General features: G+C 46.3%; 18 protein-coding genes. All 18 read left to right on the forward strand.

Annotation, left to right across the window (positions count from 1 at the left end):
- The first annotated feature begins 3 nt into the window (after positions 1 to 3).
- The 18 genes from NSS66_RS15650 (at position 4) to murD (ending at position 22026) form a co-directional block, all read left to right on the forward strand.
- On the forward strand, positions 4 to 654 hold the full coding sequence (locus tag NSS66_RS15650; protein ID WP_013311108.1) for an RsfA family transcriptional regulator: 651 nt from the start codon (positions 4 to 6) through the stop codon (positions 652 to 654).
- A 126-nt stretch (positions 655 to 780) separates the two neighbouring features.
- Positions 781 to 1740 carry a ketopantoate reductase family protein gene (locus NSS66_RS15655; protein WP_023989460.1) on the forward strand — a complete coding sequence of 320 codons (960 nt, stop codon included), beginning with the start codon at positions 781 to 783 and terminating at the stop codon, positions 1738 to 1740.
- Between the two features lie 4 nt (positions 1741 to 1744).
- Positions 1745 to 2134, forward strand: a complete 390-nt coding sequence (locus tag NSS66_RS15660) for a DUF3397 domain-containing protein (protein ID WP_013311106.1) — start codon at positions 1745 to 1747, stop codon at positions 2132 to 2134.
- A gap of 153 nt (positions 2135 to 2287) precedes the next feature.
- Positions 2288 to 3988 (forward strand): peptide ABC transporter substrate-binding protein, encoded by a 1701-nt coding sequence (locus tag NSS66_RS15665; RefSeq protein ID WP_023989459.1) that lies wholly within the window; start codon positions 2288 to 2290, stop codon positions 3986 to 3988.
- Between the two features lie 197 nt (positions 3989 to 4185).
- Entirely contained in the window at positions 4186 to 5118 is a 933-nt protein-coding gene (locus NSS66_RS15670) for an ABC transporter permease (RefSeq protein WP_023989458.1), read from the forward strand.
- Between the two features lie 4 nt (positions 5119 to 5122).
- Complete coding sequence (locus tag NSS66_RS15675) at positions 5123 to 6073, forward strand: ABC transporter permease (RefSeq protein ID WP_013311103.1); 951 nt, start codon at positions 5123 to 5125, stop codon at positions 6071 to 6073.
- Positions 6074 to 6084: 11 nt separating this feature from the next.
- Positions 6085 to 7023, forward strand: coding sequence for an ABC transporter ATP-binding protein (locus NSS66_RS15680; RefSeq protein ID WP_013311102.1), 939 nt, complete (start codon positions 6085 to 6087; stop codon positions 7021 to 7023).
- A gap of 122 nt (positions 7024 to 7145) precedes the next feature.
- A complete protein-coding gene (gene bshC, locus NSS66_RS15685; RefSeq protein ID WP_340959321.1) occupies positions 7146 to 8777 on the forward strand; it encodes a bacillithiol biosynthesis cysteine-adding enzyme BshC in 1632 nt (543 codons plus the stop codon).
- Positions 8778 to 8841: 64 nt separating this feature from the next.
- Positions 8842 to 10107, forward strand: coding sequence for an adenosylhomocysteinase (locus tag NSS66_RS15690; protein WP_013311100.1), 1266 nt, complete (start codon positions 8842 to 8844; stop codon positions 10105 to 10107).
- Between the two features lie 332 nt (positions 10108 to 10439).
- Positions 10440 to 10877 (forward strand): division/cell wall cluster transcriptional repressor MraZ, encoded by a 438-nt coding sequence (mraZ, locus tag NSS66_RS15695; protein WP_013311099.1) that lies wholly within the window; start codon positions 10440 to 10442, stop codon positions 10875 to 10877.
- A 17-nt stretch (positions 10878 to 10894) separates the two neighbouring features.
- Positions 10895 to 11845, forward strand: coding sequence for a 16S rRNA (cytosine(1402)-N(4))-methyltransferase RsmH (gene rsmH / locus NSS66_RS15700; RefSeq protein ID WP_025721606.1), 951 nt, complete (start codon positions 10895 to 10897; stop codon positions 11843 to 11845).
- Positions 11846 to 11869: 24 nt separating this feature from the next.
- Positions 11870 to 12250 carry a hypothetical protein gene (locus tag NSS66_RS15705; RefSeq protein ID WP_028540475.1) on the forward strand — a complete coding sequence of 127 codons (381 nt, stop codon included), beginning with the start codon at positions 11870 to 11872 and terminating at the stop codon, positions 12248 to 12250.
- A gap of 60 nt (positions 12251 to 12310) precedes the next feature.
- Entirely contained in the window at positions 12311 to 14665 is a 2355-nt protein-coding gene (locus NSS66_RS15710; RefSeq protein WP_069080391.1) for a penicillin-binding transpeptidase domain-containing protein, read from the forward strand.
- A gap of 81 nt (positions 14666 to 14746) precedes the next feature.
- A complete protein-coding gene (locus NSS66_RS15715; RefSeq protein WP_025721601.1) occupies positions 14747 to 16663 on the forward strand; it encodes a stage V sporulation protein D in 1917 nt (638 codons plus the stop codon).
- Between the two features lie 55 nt (positions 16664 to 16718).
- Positions 16719 to 18206 carry a UDP-N-acetylmuramoyl-L-alanyl-D-glutamate--2,6-diaminopimelate ligase gene (locus NSS66_RS15720; RefSeq protein ID WP_279834761.1) on the forward strand — a complete coding sequence of 496 codons (1488 nt, stop codon included), beginning with the start codon at positions 16719 to 16721 and terminating at the stop codon, positions 18204 to 18206.
- Complete coding sequence (locus NSS66_RS15725; RefSeq protein ID WP_279834935.1) at positions 18206 to 19609, forward strand: UDP-N-acetylmuramoyl-tripeptide--D-alanyl-D-alanine ligase; 1404 nt, start codon at positions 18206 to 18208, stop codon at positions 19607 to 19609. The genes NSS66_RS15720 and NSS66_RS15725 overlap by 1 nt, the downstream gene beginning before the upstream one ends.
- Positions 19610 to 19631: 22 nt before the next feature.
- Positions 19632 to 20600, forward strand: a complete 969-nt coding sequence (mraY, locus tag NSS66_RS15730; RefSeq protein ID WP_013311092.1) for a phospho-N-acetylmuramoyl-pentapeptide-transferase — start codon at positions 19632 to 19634, stop codon at positions 20598 to 20600.
- A 4-nt stretch (positions 20601 to 20604) separates the two neighbouring features.
- On the forward strand, positions 20605 to 22026 hold the full coding sequence (gene murD, locus NSS66_RS15735) for a UDP-N-acetylmuramoyl-L-alanine--D-glutamate ligase (RefSeq protein WP_340959322.1): 1422 nt from the start codon (positions 20605 to 20607) through the stop codon (positions 22024 to 22026).
- The last annotated feature ends 8 nt before the right edge of the window (positions 22027 to 22034 follow it).

Consider the following 22034-nt stretch of genomic DNA (forward strand, 5'->3'; position numbering starts at 1 on the left):
GGCATGACTGCAATAAGACAAGATGCATGGAGTGTGGAAGATGACTTGATATTGGCGGAGGTGACATTGCGGCATATCCGTGAAGGTGGAACGCAGCTCGCTGCGTTTGAGGAGGTTGGACAAAAAATAGGAAGAACCTCTGCAGCATGTGGCTTTCGTTGGAATAGCTGCGTGCGCAAACGTTACGATGAAGCGATTAGTATTGCCAAAGCACAGCGCCAGAAGCGCAGTTATATCCGTAAGCAGAACCCGGTGGGTGTATCACAGGTTGCGGCTTTTGCCTCGCTTGATACAGTCGAAGGTGGATACAGAACGGATGGTGCGAGTGAGGATACATTATCTATTGATGCAGTAATTCGCTTCTTGCGCCAATGGAAGGGATCCGTCCAGGAAACGAATCGGCAGATTAAGATGCTGGAGAAAGATTTACGGGAAAAGGAAGAAGAATTGAATCAGCTTCGCTCCATTAATGACCGGCTGTCCAAAGAAGTGAATGATGTACAAACCGACTATCGTGTTGTGAATGATGATTATAAAGCTCTGATTCAGATTATGGACCGAGCTCGGCGCTTGGCTTTAATCACTGAAGATGAGGAAGAGCTTAAATCCAGATTCAAAATGGACGCCAATGGGAATCTGGAGCGCATTGAGTAACAAGATTACTTCTGCAATATTGAAATAAGACGTCAACTAGCGCTTTGCCGTAGTTGGCGTTTTTTGTATTTCTTTAGAGTGCATATGATATAGTAGAAAAAAAGATGGAAGCGAGACGATACAAAGGTGATTGATATTATTGGAGCGGGTTCGCTGGGATTGTTGTTTGCCGGGAGGTTGTCTGCTTCGGGTACAAAAGTAAGGCTGTGGACGCGTACACTTGAGCAGGCACGCGTCATTGCTCGTGAAGGGATTACTGTGTTTGATAAGGAGGGACAGACGGCAGTACATGTTTCCGGGGATAAATTGAAGGTAGCGCCATTGGCAGATTGGCAACGGTTAAATTCACAGGCTCCAGCACGATGGATAATGCTTATGACCAAACAGGGGGCGATTGAGGAAGTATTAGAACAGATCCAGCCTGCAGCTCAAATGGATAGAGATACAGGAATTGTTTGCTTGCAGAATGGAATCGGCCATATAGAACGCATTAGACAGGCTTGGCCTGAAGCTGTGGTATACCCTGCTGTGACGACTGAAGGAGCCAAGAGGCAGGGAGTAGCATCTATTGTACATGCAGGATCGGGTGTTACTGAAATTGGTAGTTCGGAGGAAGGGGAGGAGGCGAAGAACAATAATTTTAATCAATGTGTGCTAAATCGGCTGCTTGCAGCAGGATTTGACGTTTGCTTGTCGAAAGAAATCGAGAACGGTATGTATCGCAAGTTGTTGATCAATGCTGTGATCAATCCGCTGACAGCGGTATGGCGAGTTCGTAATGGCGAGCTGCTTTCGGACCCTATTCGAATACATATGATGCGTAGGCTGTACGATGAAGGCATTCAAGTGTATGAAGCTCATGGTATCCACTGGGAAAACGCATGGTGGGAGCAAATTATGAATGTATGCCGGGCAACGGCAGAAAATCACTCGTCCATGCTAGCTGATGTACTTGCACAGTCCATGACGGAAGTTGCTTCAATTAACGGACAACTGGTGCAGATGGCAGATCGGGCTGGAGTTACTGCACCAACTCATGAGGTATTGTGGCAATTAATTGAAGGCATGCGGCTAAAAGAGGGGTGATCAGTTGAGTCTTATACAAGGTACTATTATCACTTTCAGTATTCTTCCCTTTTTTCCGTTTTTGATCGTGTTTGCGGTTTGTCGCTACATTCTTAAAATGGAAAAAAAGAAATCGTTACTAACTTCTATGGATATTACCACGTTTTTTCTGATATTTTCCGTCGCAGCACTCTTTAACGTCATTTTTACATCTCGATTCGGTTTTTATTTGATTCTACTGCTCCTATTACTGGCCTTGGGTTTAATTGGAGGAGCTCAAAATCGAATAAAAGGGAAGGTTGATGGTAAAAGATTATGTAGAGCGGTCTGGAGATTAACTTTTATAGCGATGACATTGGCGTATATTTTGTTGACTGTTGTTGGTATATTTAAGAATATATTCAACATCATGTGATATAAGATGACATGAAAAGGTGAAAAAATATGAATTAATCATGTTTTTTTGAAAAAAAAGCTCAATTTGAAGAAATGTAATGTAGATTTTTTTGACCGCTGGTTGTATAATCTATAAACATATACCACTTTAGAACTAGGGGGAAAACGCTAGATGAAAAGGAAAAGCTTTTTAGTCCTTTTGACACTCATTCTTGCAGTTGGTGCACTGCTCGCAGGTTGTGGCTCCAGCAAGAACGATAATGGTAAGGGCGCACAAGAAAACACCTCGACTACGCCGGCTCCGGCCGACAAGCAAATTTTGCGCATTAACCTTGCTTCCGAGCCGCCAACCTTCGATCCGGCACAAGCTCAGGATAGTCAAACTAACACGGTTCTGAAAACTTTGTATGAAGGTCTCGTACGTATGGGTCCTGACGGCAAAGAAATCCCTGGCGTAGCTGAATCTTGGAAAATTTCCGATGACGGCAAAACCTATACGTTCAAGCTTCGTGATACTGCAAAATGGAGTAATGGCGACCCAGTCAAAGCAAGCGATTTCGTATTTGCTTGGCAACGTGTATTGGATCCTTCCACGGCTCCTGCACCTCCATATGCTTACCAATTGTACTATATCAAAAATGCTGAGGGTTACAACCTGAGCACTTCGAAATCTTTTAAAGGCACTAAAGTTACAGACTTTAAAGATGTAGGTGTTAAAGCTGTTGACGACCATACATTGCAAGTAGAGCTGGAGCACCCAACTCCTTACTTCTTGGGATTGACTTCTTTCTACACTTTTTACCCTGTAAATCCTTCCGTTAAAGGTAATGATAAGTGGGCTGTTAAGAAAGATAGCATGATCACTAACGGACCTTACACATTAACGACTTGGGACAGCGGTCAAAAGATCGAAGTAACCAAAAGTGAAAACTATTGGGGTAAAGATGATATCAAGCTGAATAAAATTACGATGTCCCTTGTAAATAGCGGTGCAACAGAGCTGGCTTCTTATAGAAGTGGACAACTCGATTACGCAGGTATGCCAAACGGTGAAATTCCTACCGACCAAATTCCGGCTGTGAAAAAAGAACTGCCTAACGAATTTAAGGCAAAAGGGATTGCAAGTACGTACTACTATCTGTTTAATGTAACTGAAAAACCATTTAACAATGTTAAAATCCGTAAAGCGTTTGCGATGGCTATTGAACGCCAACCAATCGTTGAAAGAGTAACATTGGGCGGTCAAATTCCTGCATACGGCTTTGTACCTCCAGGTATCAAAGGAGTATCTCAAGAATTCCGTACTGAGAATAAAGATGATTACTTCAAAGAAGACTTCACTGAAGCGAAAAAATTGCTTCAAGAAGGTATGAAGGAAGAAGGCGTAACTACACTTCCTCCGGTAACATTGCTGTATAACTCCAGCGAGAGTCACCAAAAGATTGCTTTGGCAGTTGCTGATATGTGGAAGAAAAACCTTGGTGTTGACATCAAAACTCAAAACCAAGAGTGGGGCGTATTTATCCAAACACGTAACAAGCTGAATTTCCAAATCGCTCGTGGTGGATGGTCTGCTGACTATAATGATCCAATGACATTCCTGGATATGTGGACAACAGGCAATGGCAACAACAATGCAGGTTATGCTAACCCAGCATATGATGCTTTGATTGAAGCAGCTAAGAAAGAAACTGATCCAGCAAAACGCATGGAAGATTTTGCGAAAGCGGAGAAAATTCTGGTTCAAGATGATATGGTAATGCTTCCGATCTACTACTACTCAAATGTTTCTTTAACGAAACCGAATGTAAAAGACATTGGGCTTGACTTTAGTGGAGCAGTTGATTTCACAAGAGCGTATATTACACAGTAACTGAAGCTCGATTCTGAAGTTTGATAGTTACTTCGGGATATATATGTGGATAGAACCATATATATCCCGTTTTTTTTGTGTGTCATGGTCTTTTCCATCATCATGTAACCATGCAAATAAGTAGATTGGACAGTCCAATTCTATTTCGATAAAATCGAATGGTGTCGAAAAAAATTTATGGGGGGTGTAAACGGGCAATGACGCGTTATTTGATCAGTAAATTTTTCTATATGCTGCTATCTTTGTTCATTCTGATCTCTGCGACGTTTTTTCTCATGAAAGCAATTCCGGGTAACCCCTTCATGAGTGAAAAAGCGACTTCTCCTGAGATTCAAGCCCGGTTAATGGAACAATATGGGCTGGATAAGCCTGTATATGTCCAATATTTTAAATACTTAGGTGATATTGCTTCAGGTGATTTTGGTATTTCTATGAAAAAGCTGAATCAAAGTGTAACTGACATTATCGGACAAACTTTTACGGTTTCCCTCAAACTAGGTTTTGTTGCCATAATCGTGTCGATAATTGTCGGTCTCTTGCTAGGTATGCTGGCAGCTTTGTATCATCGTAGGCTAATAGATAACGTTGCAATGGTATTAGCTATCATGGGGATTGCGGTTCCCAGCTTCGTTCTAGCATCGTTGATTCAATTTTTCTTCGCTCAACAGTTAGGTTGGTTTAATGTTATGGGCTTTGACGGTCCGATGGACTACGTTCTGCCTGTTGCAGCTTTATCTGCTTCCCCAATTGCGTTTATCGCTCGACTAACGCGTTCCAGCATGCTGGAAGTGCTTCATGCGGATTACATTAAGACTGCCAAAGCTAAAGGCTTGAAATCCATTACAATTATGTTCAAACACGTTGTACGTAATGCTATTTTGCCGGTTGTTACCTATGTGGGACCCATGACGGCCAATATTATTACGGGTTCAGTTGTTATTGAACGTATCTTCGGGATTGGCGGTATTGGTAAGGTATTCGTAGATAGTATTACAACCCGCGATTATACCATGATTATGGGAGTTACTATTTTTTACGGTATTCTGCTGATGGTGGCGCGTTTTATTACAGATATTGCATATGGATTTATTGATCCGCGGATTAAGCTTACTGGCGGGAAGGAGGGATAACTTTATGTCTGTTAAAGATAATGCTGTGAACTTGGATAAGCTTCAGGTAAAACCGGAAGATTTCCAGAAGGTCGGGGCGGATGAAAAGCAGTCTGAAGTTATTCAGCGCGAAAGCTTGTCCGCTTGGCGAGATGCTTGGGAACGACTTCGTAAAAATAAACTGGCAATGACGAGCTTGAGTGTGTTGGTTCTCATTGTGCTTGCTTCAATTGTTGGGCCGATGCTGTCCCCATACGATGACCGCACCAATGATTTGTTGAGCACCAATCTTCCTCCTTCGGCGGAACATTGGTTCGGAACAGATGATCTGGGACGTGATATGTTTGTACGTACTTGGATGGGCGCTCGGATTTCCTTGATTATTGGTTTGGCTGCTGCAATGATTGATTTGATGATTGGAGTTATTTATGGTGGAATTATGGGTTACTTTGGTGGCCGCGTTGATGAAATCATGAATAAATTTTCTGAAATCTTGTACTCCATTCCTTACTTGCTTGTTACGATCCTGTTGCTGGTTGTACTGGAGCCAAGTATCACTACAATTATTATTGCGCTCTGTGTAACGGGGTGGATTAACATGTCGTGGATTGTACGTGGTGAGATGTTACAACTTAAAAACCGAGAATTCGTACTTGCTTCCCGTTCAATGGGTGCTGGTGCAGGTCGTTTGCTGTTCCGTCACTTGTTGCCTAATGCGGTAGGACCAATCATTGTCACACTGACTTTGACAGTTCCAAGTGCTATTTTCTCTGAGGCATTCCTGAGCTTCCTTGGATTAGGGGTACAGGCTCCTCAGGCGTCGCTGGGTTCAATGATTGAATCGGCTCTGACCGGGTGGATGTATTACCCGTGGCGGATGCTTTTCCCAGCAGGTTTGATCAGTTTGATTATGCTTGCGTTCAACCTTTTTGGCGACGGCTTGCGTGATGCGCTTGATCCGAAGTTGAAGAAATAGGAGGTGAGATCATGGTGAGTAGCAACAATTTAATTGAGGTTGAAGGTCTTAAAAAGTATTTTAATGTTGGCAAAAACCGTGTGCTCAAAGCGGTGGACAACCTGAATTTCTATATTCGCGAGGGTGAAACGCTGGGTATGGTTGGCGAATCTGGTTGTGGTAAGTCTACAGCGGGTCGTACAATTTTGCGCTTGTATGAACCTACAGCAGGTAGCGTACGTTTTAACGGTACGGATATTTACAAATTGTCACCGAGTAAAATGAAAGCAATGCGCCGTGATATGCAGATGATCTTTCAAGATCCGTATGCATCATTGAACCCGCGTTTTACCGTTTCTGATATTATTGGTGAGGCACTGGATATTCACAACATGGCGGGTAGCCGTGCAGAACGTAAGAAACGGATTGAAGAGTTACTTGATCTGGTTGGTTTGAACCCTGACCATGCAACACGCTATCCGCATGAGTTTTCTGGTGGTCAACGTCAACGGATCGGTATTGCACGCGCACTAGCAGTTAATCCTAAATTCATCATTTGTGATGAGCCGATTTCAGCTCTTGACGTATCTATTCAGGCTCAGGTTGTCAACCTGTTAAAAGAGCTTCAAGAACGTTTGGGTCTGACATACCTGTTCATTGCGCATGATCTGTCGATGGTCAAGCACATCAGTGATCGGGTAGCTGTAATGTATATGGGTAGAATGGTCGAGCTTGCAGAAAGTGCTGAATTGTATGCAAATCCGATCCATCCTTATACGAAAATGCTTTTGTCGGCGATCCCACTTCCTGATCCAGAAGTAGAAGCCAACAAAAAACGGATTATTATGCCAGGCGACCAAGCAGGCCCGATTCATGATGCATCTGGCAGCAAGACAGGGGCTTATAACCTGGAAAATGCCACGCTCATCGAAGTGTCTAAAGGACATTTTGTAGCTGAGCCTTACGCCTGATCTTGTTTTATGCACCAACCGCCGAGTTATTCGGCGGTTTTTTTTGTAGGAAGCTTTGACGTGGACATGGGCTTTCGGTACAATCAAGCAGTAAGGTTTTGGTGGAGACAGGAGGCAGACCCATGAAGATAATTCCGGAAACGCTTCGCGGAGGGTCGGCTTTGGCAGAAGATTATATACAGGGTACAGGACGCGCAAGCGACTTGTATGAATATAATGTGCTGCACGCCGATGCTTATGCCCAACGGGCGAAGTGGCTGGATAAGACGGGGCATCTGCGATTAAACCGTAAGGATATCGTAGCATGTCTTCGTATATACAATGAGAAATACAATTCGTATGAGGCGGTTCGTGCTTCATTGGACCGTCTGGAAAGTCCAGATGCCTTAGTAGTAGCTGGCGGGCAGCAAAGCGGATTGTTCACAGGTCCGATGCTGGTCATTTACAAAGCTGCTACCCTAATTAAGGCGGCGAGAGAAGCTGAGGAACGGCTTGGACGTCCGGTTATTCCCGTCTTCTGGATTGCTGGCGAAGATCATGACTGGGACGAGGTCAATCATACATACGTAATGGCAAATGACCCACAAGCCGTCAAAATCAAGCTGAATAAGCAACCTGAACGCCGTTCTTCGGTTAGTGCCATTAAAGTTGAGGCTGTTGAGTGGAAGCAAGCGATAGCAGATATAGAGCAAAGCTTGCCAGATTCAGAACATAAGGCTGAAATAATGCGCATGATTGAGAACGGGCTAACGGATTCATATGGACTGAGTGAAGCCTTTGCCAAGTTGCTGGGCCTTTTGTTCGGCACCTATGGATTAGTACTCTTGGATTCAGCAGATCCTTCGCTACGCAAGCTGGAAGCATCCGTTTTTAAGCAACTGGTTCAGCACAATGATGAGTTGGAGCAGGCTTACCGGACGACTGCTGCGCGGATCGTAGATTATGGATATCATTTACAAGCGGATGTGCATGAAGGTGGCGCGAATCTCTTTTATATCCATGAAGATGAACGCTTGCTGCTTTTCAAAAAAGCTGGACTATTCACGGACCGACACGGTCTGGTGGTGTTTACTGTGGATGAACTGCTTGAAGAGATAGATAGACATCCCGAACGTTTTAGTAACAATGTGCTAACTCGTCCTCTAATGCAGGATTCACTGTTTCCGGTGCTGGCATCTGTGCTGGGTCTAGGAGAGATTGCTTACTGGGCGATTACACGGGATGCTTTCGGGGTGTTGGAGATGCAGATGCCGATACTGCTGCCACGAATGTCTTTTACGTTGGTAGAGCCAGGCGTGGAGAAGCATATGCTTAAGTATGAATTGAGTTTTGGTCAAGTTAGAGACGGACTTGAGGAACGGAAAAAGCAATGGATCGCCACTCAAGATCAGCTTGGAATGCAGGATCAGTTTTCCGGGGCTAAGGAAGCTTTTGTCCGCATGTACGAACCGCTTGTGCAGCAGACAGGTTTGATTGAAAAAGGTTTGCTACCGCTCGGAGAAACCAACCGCGATAAGATTCTGGCACAGATCGCCTATCTGGAGGCAAAAGTTCAGGAAGCGTTGCTTCGGCAAAATGAAACAGCACTTCGCCAGTGGGATCGTATTGAGTGGTCGCTTTTTCCATTTGGACAGCCGCAGGAGCGGGCGTATACGATCTATCATTTTCTGAACCGTCATGGTCTCAGCCTGATTGATATGATTATGAGTGCACCATTGGATCTGACGGGTACGCATCGCGCTATTTATGTATGATTTATTATTTTATATAGGATTTATCATGGTTCAAATTTAACCAATATGAAGGAGGAAACAAAGTATGACTTCCCATTCTCTGCAAAATAGCATAGTTCACGATCTTAAATTGGCCCCTGAAGGTCATTTGAAAATTGATTGGGTAGAAGCCCATATGCCAGTATTGAACCGTATACGTCAACAATTCGAGCAAGAGCAGCCTTTTGCTGGTCTGAAGGTAACCATCTGTCTACATCTGGAGGCCAAAACGGCTTATCTGGCTAAAGTGGTACAAGCAGGTGGAGCGCAGGTAACTATTACGGGTAGTAATCCGTTGTCCACACAAGATGATGTTTGCGCCGCATTAGTTGAAGATGGCGTTACAGTATTAGCTAAATACAATCCGGACCCGGAAGAATTCAAAAATTTGCAAATCAAGGCACTGGAAACAAAGCCGGATCTCATTATAGATGATGGTGGTGACTTGGTTACTCTGTTGCAATCCGAACGGCCTGATCTGATTTCTACGATCCGTGGGGGAGCAGAGGAGACAACTACTGGAATTATTCGTTTGAAGGCTTTGGAAAAAGAAGGGCAACTTCACTTTCCGATGGTGGCTGTTAATGATGCTTACTGCAAATATTTGTTTGATAACCGCTATGGTACAGGACAGTCAGCTTTCGACGGCATTATTCGTACGACTAATCTGGTTGTAGCCGGAAGTACAGTGGTTGTGGTAGGTTATGGCTGGTGTGGCAAAGGGGTTGCAATGCGTGCGAAAGGGCTAGGAGCCAACGTTGTTGTAACCGAAGTTGATCCAATCAAGGCAGTAGAAGCCCATATGGATGGTTTCCATGTCTTGCCGATGGTAGAAGCTGCCAAACTGGGCGACTTCTTTATTACAGTAACTGGAAACAAGGCTGTAATTACAGGAGAACACTTTGATGTGATGAAGGATGGAGCTGTGCTGTGTAACGCAGGGCATTTTGATGTGGAGGTTAGTAAGCCTGAGCTTGCTAAACGTTCCGAATCCATTCGTACGGTGCGTCGCAATATCGAGGAATATCGCTTTAAAGATGGACGTAAAATGTATTTGCTGGCAGAAGGACGCCTCGTGAATCTGGCTGCTGCTGATGGTCATCCTGCGGAAATTATGGATACGACATTTGCGCTTCAGGCGCTTGGCTTGAAATATGTGAATGATCGTTACAATGAGCTAGGCAAAGCTGTTATTAATGTACCTTATGAAATTGATGAGCAGGTAGCTCGATTCAAGCTTGATAGTCTGGGAATCCAAATTGACACGTTAACTGAAGACCAAAAGATCTATTTGGACAGCTGGAACGCGTAATCGGATTATTTCATCACGATTTTCGCTGCAAAAGTGTTGCGTTTTTAATGCAAGTGTTTGTTTAGGTTGGCATAATGGACAGAGAGTAAGCCCTTTATTCCGTGTTGTTTCGAAACCTGATGCATATTGTCGGGGGCCGGCTTCATGGGGTAAGGGGCTTTTTTGCATCTTGTGACGCAGGGCTACAATAACAGACATAAGGGTATGGATCCGGCTTCTATCACTTTTTGGTAATGAAAAAGAGGTCTTTGATTTTTTAAAGCGAATCTATTATGCTTAGGTGGTGGAAAGTGGGCCAAAGTGGGAGAATGGGGTAAGGGGTGACGAAACCAATGTTTATGGGGGAGTTCCAACATAGCATTGATGAGAAGGGTCGGCTTACTGTACCGGCCAAGTTTCGTGAACTTCTCGGTGCCTCGTTCGTGGTTACCCGCGGGCTGGACCAATGCCTCTTCGTGTATCCCATGGATGAGTGGGCTGTCATGGAGAAAAAACTTAAAGCACTGCCTCTGATGAAGGCCGATGCGCGGGCGTTTACCCGTTTTTTTTTCTCGGGGGCGACTGAATGCGAATTGGACAAACAGGGCAGGGTAAATTTACCGGGGAATTTGTGCGAATACGCCAAGCTTACTAAAGAGTGCGTCGTATTGGGAGTGTCCACCCGTGTAGAGATTTGGAGCAAGCATACTTGGGAGCAATATTTCAACCAATCAGAAGAAGCATTTAACGACATTGCTGAGAAATTGGTTGATTTCAACTTTGAATTGTAATTTAGGAGGTCAGCCGTTTGTTTCACCACATTACCGTACTCAAAGAAGAAGCAACACAGGCACTAAACATCAGGCAGGACGGGATTTATGTGGACTGCACGTTGGGAGGGGCAGGACACAGTTCCGTCATTGCATCACAGCTTGGCCCTGAGGGAAGGCTCATTGCCTTTGATCAGGACGACTGGGCATTGAACAATGCGCGAGAGAAGCTGTCAGCCTATGAAGGAAAGATTTCATTAGTGAAATCCAACTTCCGCCACTTGCAGGACAAGCTGACCGAGCTGGGATTGCCCGAAAAAGACGGCGTCCCGCAAGTCCAGGGTATTTTGTTCGATCTGGGTGTATCCTCGCCCCAGTTCGATGAGGGGGAACGGGGATTTAGCTACAATCATGATGCACCGCTTGATATGCGGATGGATCAGAGTAGCTCGCTTACGGCTTACGAAATTGTCAATGAATGGTCGGAAGCAGAGATTGCGCGTATTTTGTTTCATTACGGAGAAGAGAAGTTTTCACGGCGGATCGCAAAGATCATGATTGAACGTCGATTGAACAAGCCTATTCACACAACAGGGGAACTTGTCGATATTATCAAAGAAGGAATTCCGGCTGCGGCACGCAGAACCGGGGGACATCCGGCTAAACGCAGTTTCCAGGCTTTGCGGATTGCTGTGAATGATGAGTTGGGTGCACTGGAAGATACTTTGCATCAGGCAATAAGATGTCTGGCTCCAGGAGGCAGAATTTCGGTCATTACATTCCATTCTCTGGAGGATCGGATATGCAAGCATATTTTCAAGGAGTATTTGGCGAAAAGCATCTATCCGTCTGATTTGCCTATTTTGGAGGACAAAATGGAAGGCGATCTGAAGCTGGTGAATCGTAAGCCGATTATGGCGTCAGAGCAGGAACTGGAGCTTAATCCACGGTCCCGGTCAGCGAAGCTGAGAGTTGCCGAGAAATTGTAAATTTAATGGAGAAGGAGAGGCGACATGGCTTATACACGCGGTAATTTGGCTGTAAAAGAAAGAGCCCGTCAGGAACAGGTTCAGCAACAACGGTATCGTGAGACCACCAAAGTCGTTACACGCCGCAGAGAGCTGCCGATTCGAGAAAAGCTGCTGTATCTATTGACACTTGTAGCGTGCATTGTCATTGCTGGTATGTTGATTAGCAGGTACGCTCACATTTATCAAATCAATTATTCGATTAATACGGCAAGCAAGGACATTTCCAAATTACAGACCAATATCGCCCAACTGAAGATTCAAAAGGAGCGTCTGGAAAATCAGATCGTGCCGACTGCAAAGGAACAGGGATATATCGAACCAACAAGAGAGCCCATTCGTGTGGAAAAGCAGGCTGCCAAATAGTTAAGGGCATAGCATCAAGCTATGCTCTGACGTACATTTTTTTGCAGAGAGGTTTGAGCTATGGTCAAAAGAATAAAGCTTCGCACACTGCTAATAGGGGGATGTATTACCCTCTTTTTTCTTGTTCTGCTACTTAAGGTATTTTGGATTCAAGTTGTGAGTGGGGAGTACTGGCATAACCTGGTAGTTAATCAAGTAGAAAGAGATCAGGTGATTCAGCCCAAGCGTGGAACCATTACGGACCGTAAAGGAAACGTATTGGCTACGGATGCACCGGCTTATACGGTAGTTGTCAATCCTAGTATCATTCAGGAGTATGATTTGGAGAATGAGGTTGTAGCTAAGCTGCACCAGTTACTCAAAACGCCTGAGGATGAGCTGAGAGGACATCTTTCTGCAAAGGATAAAAAGGGGAACTACTTAAAAAATCGCGAGATTCGTAATGGGGGCTGGAAGGTAGATCCTGAGGTCAAGGCACAAGTGGATACGTTCAAAGAGTATTTGAAGGATAAGTATGAAGTAATTGGAGCTGTGGACACCGTTCAAGAATCCAAACGCTATTATCCGGAAAATAAGCTGGCTTCCCATGTTCTTGGCTATCAAAGAAAAGATGGCACAGCAGGTATGGGGTTGGAAGCTTATTATAATAAAGAGCTCTCGGGGACGGCTGGAAAGCTTCTGTATCAGCGGGATCGGAAGGGAGTTCCTCTTCAAGGATCGGAAAGTGTCTATGAGCCGGCACAAAATGGTAAAAATTTAAAGCTGACGATTGACGATACGATTCAGTATTATATAGAGGATGCCATGCAGGAAGCTATTGCAAAATACAACCCGAAAACGATGACTGTTGTAGCTGCTGATCCTCAGACGATGGATGTTCTCGGTATGGCAACTTATCCGAATTTTAATCCCAATACATATGGGAGTACACCCTTGGAATATTTCCGTAATAATGCTACTCAATCTATCTACGAGCCTGGCTCCACGTTTAAGATTGTCACCTTGGCAGCTGCGGTCCAAGAAAAGGTGTTTAATCCAAATGAATCTTACCAATCTGGTATGATTCGGGTCGGAGGCTGGGATATTCGTGATGTAAGCCGTAACTGGGGAACGTTAACCTATCTTCAGGGAGTCAAGCGCTCAAGTAACGTCGGTTTCGTCCATCTGGGACTGGATAAGTTGGGTGGCGAAAGGCTGAAGAAATATATTAATAACTTTGGATTCGGCGTGAAAACAGGCATTGATCTTCCGAGTGAGTCTACCGGAGCTATTACTTTCCATACCCAGTACAAATCCGAGGTGGCAACGGCTTCGTATGGACACGGACGTGTTCAGGTAACGCCAATCCAGCAGGTAGCTGCAATCTCGGCAATTGCTAACGGGGGGAAGCTGATGCAACCTCATCTGGTGAAAGAAATCATGAACCCAGATACAGGCGAAGTTCAGACGATTCAACCGAAGGAAGTCCGCCAAGTGATTACTCGGGAATCGGCAGTCCAGACAAGCAGCTATCTGGAGCAGGTCGTATCTGACCAAGAAATTGGTACGGGACGCCTTGCTTATATTGACGGATATCGTGTAGCTGGTAAAACAGGTACAGCGACGAAGGTCGTCGGAAAAGTATATGACCATTCGAAGGATGTCGTGTCCTTTATAGGTTTTGCACCAGTAAATGATCCGAAAATAGCTGTTTTGGTTGTTATGGATGAACCTAACAAATCAGTAGGCGGCGGTACAGCAGCAGCGCCTGTATTTAAAAAAATCGTATCCCAATCGTTGCAATATATGGGGGTCCCAAAAACGGGAACTAAAACGAATAAATCAGGTGGCGCTGTTGTAAAAACAGTGAATTTGCCAACGGTACCAACATTAACTGGTCAGGTGAAGAAAGATGCGCAAAATGCATTGCTCAAACAGGGAATTGCCTATGAAACGGTAGGCAAAGGCTCCAAAATTGTTCGCCAATATCCTGAAGCAGGCGTCAAAATGAAACCCGGACAACGCATTTACTTGCTGACTGAGGATAGTGCCAACATGACTATTCCTGATTTTACAGGTGTTTCGTTGCGTGACACACTTCAAGTTCTGACCCTTATGAAGGTTGGTGTGCAGGTAAGCGGCGAAGGTTATGTTGTCTCTCAAAAGGCGCAAATGGTAAATGGAAAGCGGATCGTCAGCGTGACGCTTCAGCCGGCCAAAGAAACGGTGACCGGAGTGAAACCGGAGGAAACACAGGACTCGACCAATGGAGTTGCAGCTAACCAGACCGGCAGCGCAACAAAAACGGAGGCCGATACTAAAACCGAATCCAGTACTACTGCTGATGCTGGAACAGACGCGGGAGCTCCTAAGGGAGGAATATCTGCTGTTGCAGATGAGAAAAGTGCTGCTGCGATTAAAGGCGAGGATAACTGATAGCTTGTTCTAATGTCCGTTCTTTTGAATATTCATGAGGTAAGACATGTCATGAGTATTTGAGGAACGGAGGGAGCGCGTTTGAAAAAATCTAACGTGACCATGCGGCGGAGGCTGGTATGGGGGCTAATGGGATTATTTGTACTGTTTGCGGCCTTGTCGATCCGGCTCGCCTATGTTCAATTGGGTAAAGGAGGCGAGCTCTCGGCCAAGGCTGAGGATTCGTGGCGCCGCAATATTCCATTTGCCGCCAAGCGCGGCGAAATTTTGGATCGGCAGGGTACGGCGCTGACCTACAATGTCAGTTCGCCGACAGTCATGGCGATACCAGTGCAAATTAAGAAGCCGGAAGAAACGGCACGCAGGCTGGCGCCCTTGCTGGATATGAGTGAGGATAAAGTGCTCAAGCTGATTACCAAACGAACAGCAAGCCAAAAACTTCAGCCCGGCGGACGAAAAATTACGATGGAGAAAGCGCAGCAAATTCGTGATTTGAAGCTGCCGGGTATCGTTGTTGCTGAAGACAACAAACGTTATTATCCTTATGGTGATCTAGCGGCTCATATTCTTGGGTTTACAGGAATTGATAATCAAGGGCTGACAGGCGTAGAGAAGCAGCAAAACAGTAAGCTTCGGGGAATCGACGGAAGCATTGCGTATTTATCAGATGCAGGTGGTCGTCTGATGCCTGGTTCTTCTGAAAAATACATTGAACCGAAGGATGGACTGAATTTACAATTAACCATTGATAAGTCTGTGCAGTCCATTATGGAACGGGAGCTTGACCAAGCCATGGTCAAATTTCAGGCGAAGTCCGCGTTGTCTATTGCTATGAACCCCAAGACGGGTGAAATATTAGGCATGGCTGGACGACCAAGCTATGAGCCAGCACTATACAAGCAGTATGCGCCTGAAATCTATAATCGAAATCTGCCTATCTGGATGACATATGAACCTGGGTCTACTTTCAAAATTATTACACTGGCGGCTGCCTTGGAAGAAAAGAAGGTCAATCTCAAAAATGACCGTTTTTTTGATCCGGGATATATTGAAGTCGGTGGAGCACGCCTGCGTTGCTGGAAAAAAGGCGGACATGGAAGCCAAACGTTCCTTCAAGTGGTGGAGAATTCTTGCAACCCCGGTTTTGTAACATTGGGCCAACGTCTAGGTAAAGAAACACTGTTCAAGTACATTCGCAATTTCGGATTCGGCAGCAAAACGGGGATCGACATGATTGGTGAGGGCAACGGCATTTTGTTCAAGCTACCTCAGGTCGGTCCTGTAGAACTGGCGACAACCGCTTTTGGTCAAGGGGTGTCTGTCACTCCGATCCAGCAGGTAACGGCAGTATCGGCGGCAATCAATGGCGGTAATCTTTATAAGCCTCATATTACAAAAGGTTGGGTTCAGCCGGGAACCGGAAAAGTGCTGGAAAAAGTAGAACCAGAACTAGTACGTAGGGTCATTTCAGAGGACACCTCCCGACAGGTAAGAGAAGCGCTGGAGAGCGTCGTTGCTAAAGGTACAGGTCGTCCTGCTTTCATTGAAGGCTACCGGGTAGGAGGTAAAACGGGGACGGCACAAAAGGTGATTAACGGACGTTATTCTTCCTCGGAGCATATTGTATCCTTTATTGGTTTTGCGCCGGCGGATGATCCGCAAATCGTCGTCTATACCGCTGTCGATAACCCGAAGGGCATTCAATTCGGCGGGGTGGTTGCTGCGCCAATCGTGCAAAATATTTTAAAGGACGCGCTGATTGCCTTGAAAATACCGCCCCGCACCAATCAAATTGCCAAAGAGTACAAATATGGAGAAAATCCGATCGAAACGGTACCTGATCTAGTAGGTGCCACTGCAGCTGATTTGTACGAAGATATGAATATGAACTTTATGCTCGTGAAATCTGGGTCAGGCAAGACGGTCGTGAGTCAGGCGCCGAAGCCGGGCTCCAGATTGGAGCGGGGATCAACGATCCGTATTTACATGGGGGATTGATAGGTTCATTTTATACCATACTATGAATAACGAGAGAGCAATGGAGGAATGAAAGATGCAGCTTCAACAATTGGCTTCACTGCTGGCCGTCTCCCGTGTGGTGGGTGACGGTACAGTGGATTGCCGAGGAATCGGGGCGGATTCACGTCGAGTGCAACCGGGGGATTTATTTCTGTGTTTGCCAGGTTTTACAGTGGACGGACATGACTATGCTGAGCAGGCAATTGCGTCCGGGGCGGCAGCTTTGGTCGTTGAACGTGAACTGGATGTACCTGTTCCGCAGCTTGTAGTTAAGGATGCACGACATGCCATGGCGGTTTTGGCAGATTATATGTTTGATTCACCGAGCCGACGCATGCGCATGATCGGAATAACCGGAACCAACGGTAAAACAACGATAACTTATCTGATTGAAAAGATCATGAAGGATGCGGGGGTGAACACCGGACTGATTGGTACGATTCAAATGCGTTACGGTGGTCAGTCTTACCCAATGTCTGGCACTACGCCCGAAGCGGTGGAACTGCAACGTTATCTCGGAAATATGGCAGAGCAGGGGGTTCAATGCTGTGTCATGGAAGTATCCTCACATGCGTTGGAGCAGGGCCGCGTCAAAGGAACTGATTTTCGCACCGCTATATTTACAAACCTGACGCAGGACCACCTGGACTACCACAACACAATGGAGGAGTACCGTGCTGCAAAAGGACTTTTATTCTCTAGGTTGGGAAATGCTTTCTCGCGGGATGCATCCGATAGCAAATATGCTGTTCTGAATGCAGACGATCCGGCTTCTTCCTATTTGCAGGCTCAAACTGCGGTCCAAGTGATTACATACGGCGTGGAAAAGGAGTCTGATGTGCAGGCATCTCGTATAACTATAGGTTCCAAGGGAACCTCCTTTCATGTGTCTACTTTTAAAGGAGATACCGATATTGAGCTTCGAATGGTAGGCAAGTTCAATGTGTACAACGCACTGGCGGCCATTACCGCTGCTTTGCTGGAAGGAATCTCGTTGGTGGATATCAAGCGCAGTCTAGAGTCTATTGCAGGCGTAGATGGGCGGGTAGAGCCTGTAGATGCGGGTCAGCCCTTTGCTGTTATTGTAGATTATGCCCATACACCGGACGGATTGGAAAATGTCCTTCGCACCGTAAAGGAATTTGCGGTCGGTAAAGTATGGTGTGTATTTGGATGCGGCGGCGACCGAGATCGTACGAAACGCCCATTGATGGGGAAAATTGCTGCGCGTTACAGCGATCACTCGTTTATTACTTCCGACAATCCGCGAACAGAGGACCCGAAAGTGATTTTGAAAGACATCGAACAAGGGTTGATCGACGAAGGTGTACCCGCAGAACGATACGAATTGATCGTGGATCGCAGAACTGCAATTCATAAAGCTGTTGAAATGGCAAGCCCTGACGATGTAGTATTGATTGCGGGAAAAGGTCATGAGACTTACCAGTTGATCGGAAAAACGGTGCATGAATTCGATGACCGCATCGTAGCCAAAGAAGCGATAAGGGGTTTATCCAAGTGATGAAAAGAACAATCGGTCAGATTGCATCTATGTGTGGAGGAATACTTCACGGAGAAGCGGACACCGAACAGATGGTCGAAGGCGTTTTTACAGATTCTCGCAGGCCGCAGAGCCAAGGGTTGTTTGTTCCACTCGTGGGCGAACGGTTTGATGGGCATAATTATGTGCAGCAGATCGTAAGCGAGGCTGGTGCAGCTGCATTTTTATGGCAAAAGGATCATGGGGCACCTCCGGTTGAGAACGCTATTGAGGTAGAGGATACGTTAGAAGCCCTGCAGCATCTAGCAGCTGCATACTTACGCGAAACCGGCGTTTCTGTCGTTGGGATCACGGGAAGCAACGGCAAGACGACAACGAAAGACATCGTAAACGCTCTGCTGGGCACGATCTTTAAAGTACACAAAACCGAAGGGAATTATAACAATCATATCGGTTTGCCTTTAACTGTACTGTCCATGCCGCAGGATACAGATATTCTCATTCTGGAGATGGGCATGAGTGGACGTGGAGAGATTCGTCTGCTGGCTAATATTGCCCAACCAGATGTAGCTATCATAACGAACATAGGCGAATCGCACTTGCTGCAGCTTGGTTCTCGTGCGGAAATCGCTCGTGCAAAGTTGGAGATCACAAGTGGCCTTAAGCCCGGTGGTTTGCTGATCTACAACGGGGATGAACCACTGCTTTCACAAGTGTTGGAGGAGTCTGAAACGGTCAAGCCTGAAGGTTTAAAATTGTTTACGTTCGGGCTAGCTGCAGGCAACGATGACTATCCAACTGAAATCACTTCCGATGGAGAAGGCAGCTTATTTATAACAGCCCAATCTGGCAAAGAGGCTTTCCGGCTTCCCTTGCTTGGACAGCACAATGTTGTAAATGGTTTGGCAGCACTGGCGGTAGCGCGTCATTTCAATGTCGATGTAGACCATATACGTAAAGGGTTGTCGTCTTTAAAGCTGACGGGCATGCGCATTGAGGTCGTGAACTGTCCTAATGGACTTACCGTGCTAAACGACGCTTATAATGCCAGTCCGGCTTCAATGAAGGCTGCAATTCAGACGTTGTCTGCGTATAAAACGGACGGACGTAAAATCGCCGTGCTTGGTGACATGCTGGAGCTGGGACCTGAGGAAAAGCAATTCCATGAGGAAATTGGAATTTTCGCGGCAAAGCACGACGTAGAAGTACTGTTTACCTACGGTGTGCTAGGCACTTCGATTGCGCAGGGTGCGCAAGGGTTGATGCCAACTGCTAACGTGCACGCTTATACAGATAAGCAAGAGCTGATCCAGCATTTGCAGGTTCATCTCCACGCCAATGATATTGTGCTGGTTAAGGCATCCAGAGGGATGCGACTAGAAGAAATTGTGGATGCGCTGAAAAACGGTCCGCTACAGAACTGATGTTGACGAGAGGGAGACTCCCATGGATATTCAATTATTACTGCTGACGATCGTCGTATCGTTTATATTGGCGGTCATTGCCGCTCCACTGCTCATTCCGCTGCTGCGGCGAATGAAATTCGGCCAGCAGGTCCGGGATGACGGGCCACAAAGCCATCTTAAAAAAATAGGTACGCCTACAATGGGCGGTATCGTGATTCTGGTGGCTTTTACGCTGACCTTTCTTAAGTTTTCAGCTATCAAAAATACGGACTTTTACGTTCTGCTGGTTGCTACGCTCGGTTTTGGGCTGATCGGCTTTTTGGACGACTATATCAAGATTGTATTCAAACGCTCGTTAGGTCTGACGGCGCGTCAAAAGCTGTTTGGGCAATTATTGTTTGGCGCGATCATGTGCTGGCTTCTGCTTAGTAATGATCATAGTACTGCGATCGGCATCCCTGGAACGTCATGGTCTTTTGATTGGGGCGGCTGGTTTTATTATCCGTTCATCATTATCATGATGCTGGCGATTAGCAATGCTGTCAATTTCACGGATGGGCTGGACGGGCTGCTGTCCGGTACAAGTGCCATTGCCTTTGCTGCTTATGCCATTGTCGCGATTCAGGCGACCTCGCTTCCGGCAGCAGTATGCTCAGCGGCTATGATTGGCGCTGTACTCGGATTTCTCGTGTATAATGCTCATCCTGCCAAGGTGTTTATGGGTGACACAGGCTCGCTGGGAATCGGCGGCGCCATAGGTGCCATTGCCATCGTTACGAAAAGCGAAATTTTGTTCCTCATTATCGGTGGTGTATTCGTAATTGAAATGCTGTCCGTGGTCTTGCAAGTAGCTTCTTTTAAAACACGTGGCAAGCGTATTTTCAAAATGAGCCCGATTCATCATCATTTCGAGCTGTCCGGCTGGTCCGAATGGCGCGTAGTTATTACATTCTGGGCTGTAGGACTGTTGTTGGCAGGACTCGGACTTTATCTCAACAAGGGGTTGTAGACAAATGAACCATCCAGACGCATACAGAGATCAGGAAGTCGTCATTATCGGGCTGGCCAAAAGCGGCGTGCAAGTTGCCAAGGTGCTGCACCAGGCCGGAGCCAAGCTGACAGTCAATGATAAAAAAGATAGGGAACAATGTCCCGAAGCTTCTGAATTAGAGGCTTTGGGAATTTCCGTTTTATGCGGGGGTCACCCAGAGGGGCTAATTCATCCTGGAGTGAAGCTGGTTGTCAAAAATCCAGGGATTCCTTATACGGCTCCTCCCGTACAGAAAGCTGTCGAGCTCGGCATTGAGGTCGTGACCGAGGTTGAGGTCGCCTACCATCTATGTAAAGCTCCGATCATCGGAATTACTGGCTCCAACGGAAAGACGACCACGACCACTTGGGTAGGCAAGCTGTTGGAGGCATCCGGCATGAATCCAATCGTGGCTGGTAATATCGGTACGCCCTTATGTGAGGCGGCTGTGGACGCCAAGTCGGACGAGTGGATGGTTGTGGAGCTGAGCAGCTTTCAGTTAAAAGGAACAAAGGATTTCAAGCCCGCTGTGGCCTGCCTGCTCAATGTAACTGAGACCCATTTGGACTACCACGGAGGCATGGAGGACTACGTTGCATCCAAGGCGCGTCTATTTGCCAATCAAACGGCGGCGGATACTGCGGTGGTGAACTGGGATGACCCCGTCTGCCGGGAGCTCGTACCCTATATAAAAGCGAAGCTGCTTCCGTTCTCTATGACAGAACGTTTGCAGGAAGGGTTGTTTGCTGACCCGCCATACATACCGGATGTGACGGACGATATTGAACGTAGCATCGTATACCGCGATGGAAATGGTGTGCTGCATCCCATTATAGGCGTAGCTGAGATTGGACTTCCGGGTCGTTTTAACGTAGAAAATGCTCTTGCTGCTTGCGCAATCGCCATTGCTGCAGGCGCAGAACCAGCGAATTTGGCGGAACCATTAAGTACTTTTCGCGGCGTCGAACATCGGCTTGAATATGTTTTAGAACACGCTGGTGTAGCTTATTACAATAATTCCAAAGCAACCAATTCGAAAGCAACAATGATGGCCTTATCTTCCTTTAAGCAACCCATTGTACTCATTGCCGGAGGATTGGATCGCGGTTCTGATTATACAGAGCTCGTACCTTCCTTGCAGGAAGGTGTGAAAGCCGTTGTGCTCTTGGGTGAGACACGGCATAAGTTGGCTGAGCGGGCCCAGCAGGCCGGAATAGAGCATGTCAAGGTCGTCGATAATGGGGAGGATGCCGCCGCTACGCTCGTGGAGGCTGTGAACAAGGCTGCTGAATTTGCTGAGACGGGAGATGTAGTATTACTCTCACCCGCCTGTGCAAGCTGGGATATGTTCCGATCCTATGAAGAGCGTGGACGTATTTTTAAAGAGGCGGCGCATAAATTGTAAGTAGGGGG

The sequence above is a fragment of the Paenibacillus sp. FSL R10-2748 genome, from assembly GCF_038005565.1.
Classification (GTDB): Bacteria; Bacillota; Bacilli; order Paenibacillales; family Paenibacillaceae; genus Paenibacillus; species Paenibacillus polymyxa_B.

Coding starts and splice junctions, on each gene's coding strand:
- bshC (WP_340959321.1), top strand. CDS start 7,146: ATGAAGATAATTCCGGAAACGCTTCGCGGAGGGTCGGCTTTGGCAGAA.
- NSS66_RS15690 (WP_013311100.1), top strand. CDS start 8,842: ATGACTTCCCATTCTCTGCAAAATAGCATAGTTCACGATCTTAAATTG.
- mraZ (WP_013311099.1), top strand. CDS start 10,440: ATGTTTATGGGGGAGTTCCAACATAGCATTGATGAGAAGGGTCGGCTT.
- NSS66_RS15705 (WP_028540475.1), top strand. CDS start 11,870: ATGGCTTATACACGCGGTAATTTGGCTGTAAAAGAAAGAGCCCGTCAG.
- NSS66_RS15710 (WP_069080391.1), top strand. CDS start 12,311: ATGGTCAAAAGAATAAAGCTTCGCACACTGCTAATAGGGGGATGTATT.
- murD (WP_340959322.1), top strand. CDS start 20,605: ATGAACCATCCAGACGCATACAGAGATCAGGAAGTCGTCATTATCGGG.
- NSS66_RS15720 (WP_279834761.1), top strand. CDS start 16,719: ATGCAGCTTCAACAATTGGCTTCACTGCTGGCCGTCTCCCGTGTGGTG.
- mraY (WP_013311092.1), top strand. CDS start 19,632: ATGGATATTCAATTATTACTGCTGACGATCGTCGTATCGTTTATATTG.
- NSS66_RS15650 (WP_013311108.1), top strand. CDS start 4: ATGACTGCAATAAGACAAGATGCATGGAGTGTGGAAGATGACTTGATA.
- NSS66_RS15725 (WP_279834935.1), top strand. CDS start 18,206: ATGAAAAGAACAATCGGTCAGATTGCATCTATGTGTGGAGGAATACTT.
- NSS66_RS15675 (WP_013311103.1), top strand. CDS start 5,123: ATGTCTGTTAAAGATAATGCTGTGAACTTGGATAAGCTTCAGGTAAAA.
- NSS66_RS15670 (WP_023989458.1), top strand. CDS start 4,186: ATGACGCGTTATTTGATCAGTAAATTTTTCTATATGCTGCTATCTTTG.
- NSS66_RS15680 (WP_013311102.1), top strand. CDS start 6,085: ATGGTGAGTAGCAACAATTTAATTGAGGTTGAAGGTCTTAAAAAGTAT.
- NSS66_RS15665 (WP_023989459.1), top strand. CDS start 2,288: ATGAAAAGGAAAAGCTTTTTAGTCCTTTTGACACTCATTCTTGCAGTT.